Source organism: uncultured Maritalea sp., from assembly GCF_937139385.1.
Taxonomy (GTDB): domain Bacteria; phylum Pseudomonadota; class Alphaproteobacteria; order Rhizobiales; family Devosiaceae; genus Maritalea; species Maritalea porphyrae_A.
This window is the reverse complement of record NZ_CAKZPW010000018.1, coordinates 1-2,858: the sequence shown is the minus strand read 5'-3', so window position 1 is coordinate 2,858 and position 2,858 is coordinate 1. Positions and strand designations below refer to the sequence as shown.

Here is a 2,858-nt window from a genome sequence, read left to right as displayed (position 1 = left end):
CTGTTTGCGATTTCTGCCTCATCGCAGATAATCAAGTCATCAATGACTTCGCTCGCGATTGGAAGTGTCAAACTTCCTTCATCCATGGCCCCAGCAACGCCATCGGCTAACGTATCAAAATGTTCAACGTCAATGACATTGCCATGTCGAATTGCCGCATCAAGTGCTGCGGAGTTTTTGGCCGAAACACCAACAATGTTGATATTGTCGCCAAAGGCCTTCAACACAGAACCAATACCACTAACAAGGCCACCACCGCCTAAGGATATAAAGACGTTGTCGACGTTTGGAACCTGCTCGAGGAGCTCCAACCCAATTGTACCCTGGCCCGCAAAGATATCCACATCATTGTATGGTGAAACGTAGATCAGGTTTTCATCCTGGGCAGCGGCCGCACGTGCGATCACTTCTGAATGGCCGGAATTGTCTCCCTCTTGGACAATTTGGACGCCAAACGATCTAATTCTTTCTAGCTTTTTTGGTGAAACATTGGTGGGTAGATAAACCGTCAAATTGTGGCCAAGAATGGATGCCGCAAATGACGAAGCAATGCCGTGATTGCCAGAACTTGCCGTAACCACGCTTTGCTCAGCATTCAATGTTGTCAACTTGCTCAGTGCGCCGCGCAGTTTGAAAGAGCCGGTGTGCTGGAAGTTTTCGGCTTTAAAAAACAGCTGACAATCCAAGTCATTCCCAATCGCCTTGGATGGCAAGCAAGGGGTCACATAAATGTGCTGCGCAATTCGCGCACGTGCTTTCACTGAGTTGGCTGCAGATATGTAACACTCATTAATCATGACAATGCTCGTTTCTCTTCTCGTGGCGACCAAAGTCGACAATTTGTACGTTTTGTCTATTTTAGACTTTTCATCTCAATAGATCAACGTTATATTGCGTTCAACTTGGAGGACATGATGGACATCGTTGAATTTTCAATCGAGCGTATACAATCGCTTTACGAAAACACTGTCGACTACAATTTATCTGATAGCGGCGTTCACCCCTATACCTTGCGCGAATTGCTCGATGCCGAGCAAATTAATCAACTGCTGGATGTTGAGCTGGGGTATGGATGGACCAATGGCGGCGTTGAATTGCGCCAATCGATCTCCAAATTGTACAAAGACAAAAATGCCGACAATGTGATTGTCACCAATGGCTCAGCGGAGGCCAACTTTGTTCTGGTGATGGGTATGCTGAACCCTGGTGATGAACTGGTTGTTATTGTGCCGAACTATTTGCAGATTTGGGGCTGGGCAAAGGCGTTAAATGTCAAAGTCGTTGAAGTGCCGTTGCGCGAGGAACTTGGCTGGTTGCCCGATTTGGACGAGTTGAAGGATGCCATTACGCCGAACACCAAAATGATTTCATATTGCTCGCCGAACAACCCAACCGGCAGTGTTCTGCCGCAAGAAACATTGGAACAGATTGTTGATTTGGCGCGCGCGCAGGGGATTTATGTGCATGCAGACGAGGTCTACAAAGGCTCTGAGCTGGACGGCAACGAAGGTCCAAGCATTGCGGATCTATATGAAAAGGGCATTGCAACCAATGGTCTTTCCAAAGCAATGGCCCTACCCGGCTTGCGGGTTGGTTGGCTTGCGGGGCCCAAAGACGTCATTGATCGCGCTTGGCACTGCAAAGACTACACCTCAATTACAACCAGTTCAGTCAGCGAATTTGCGGCAAACATAGTAGTTCAACCGCAAAAGCGGTCTGAAATATTGGAGCGGAGCCGCACAATTTTGAACCAAAATGTTGCCACGCTTGATGAATGGATTAAGCAGAATAGTGAAAATTATTCGTGTCAGTTGCCACAGGCCGGCGGTATGGCATTTGTGCGCTATTCGATGAACATCAATTCAACGGACCTCGTGCACAGGATGCGTACCGAGCGCTCCATCATGCTTTTGCCAGGTGATTGCTATGGCATGGACGGGTATATAAGAATTGGTGTCGGCGCACCGTCTGATCACTTAAAAGCAGGGCTTGCGCAATTGCATGAATTCACTCGCGGGCTAAATGACTGATGGACGAAACCACCGTAGAAAACGCGCGAAATTTTGCTGACGCCATTGCTGCATTGCTAGCGCCAAATGCAGAAGTGATTGTGCATGATGTTGGATCAGAAACAATTCAATATATTGCCAACAACTTCTCTAAGCGCGCGATTGGTGACCCGTCAAATCTGAAAGAAATTGACTTTTCGCCCGATGAGAATGTTATCGGGCCATATGAAAAGCTCAACTGGAATGGGCGGCGCATCAAATCAATCAGTCTGGTCATGCGCAGCAGCGAGGGACGCGCATCTGCCCTTGTGTGCATCAATATGGATCTATCGCAATTCGACCAAGCTAGACAGGTTTTGTCCAGCCTGATGAGTGTGCAAGAATCCAAAGCAAAACCGGCGAACCTATTCAACGAAGACTGGCATGAACAAATAAATGTTTTCATCAGCCAGTGGGCGGCCACACAAAACTCAAGCGTCGATCGTTTGACCCGCGAGCAGAAGAAACAGCTGGTGCTAGATTTGAACGAAAAGAAAGCCTTTGCCGCAAAGCACTCAGTTAACTATGTGGCACGAGTGATCGGATTGGGACGCGCCACAATATACAATTATCTGAAAGAGACCTAGTTCGTTGTAGTGTTCTTTTAGACCACCCCATCCGCTTCCAACGCGGTGCGCGCCGCCGCGATGTCTTGGCTCGCAAGCCCAGTTAGATCCGCGATCGTAATCTGATCGTTTGTTTGACGGCCCAACTTTTTGTTGGCCAGCACATTGCCAAGTTCTACGCAGTCGTTCTGAGAAATCAAACCAGCGGCATTTGCATTGGCGAACTCACCCTGATCAAGGCATT

Annotated in this window: 3 protein-coding genes and 1 pseudogene; 2 read left to right on the top strand and 2 right to left on the bottom strand. The window is 48.2% G+C overall.

All coding sequences use genetic code 11. The features are described 5' to 3' along the window. Positions 1-797, bottom strand: a 797-nt coding sequence (locus tag Q0231_RS00805) for a pyridoxal-phosphate dependent enzyme (RefSeq protein WP_299343784.1), incomplete at its 3' end; no start/stop codon positions are given. Between the two features lie 117 nt (positions 798-914). On the opposite strand from Q0231_RS00805, the gene Q0231_RS00800 reads away from it, so the two are divergent. Then, positions 915-2,030, top strand: a complete 1,116-nt coding sequence (locus Q0231_RS00800; protein ID WP_299343781.1) for an aminotransferase class I/II-fold pyridoxal phosphate-dependent enzyme — start codon at positions 915-917, stop codon at positions 2,028-2,030. Continuing rightward, positions 2,030-2,635, top strand: a complete 606-nt coding sequence (locus tag Q0231_RS00795) for a PAS domain-containing protein (RefSeq protein ID WP_269394263.1) — start codon at positions 2,030-2,032, stop codon at positions 2,633-2,635. The genes Q0231_RS00800 and Q0231_RS00795 overlap by 1 nt, the downstream gene beginning before the upstream one ends. 17 nt (positions 2,636-2,652) lie before the next feature. Here Q0231_RS00795 and Q0231_RS00790 read toward each other — a convergent pair. After that, a pseudogene (locus tag Q0231_RS00790) lies at positions 2,653-2,858 on the bottom strand (ornithine cyclodeaminase family protein); the annotation flags it as partial.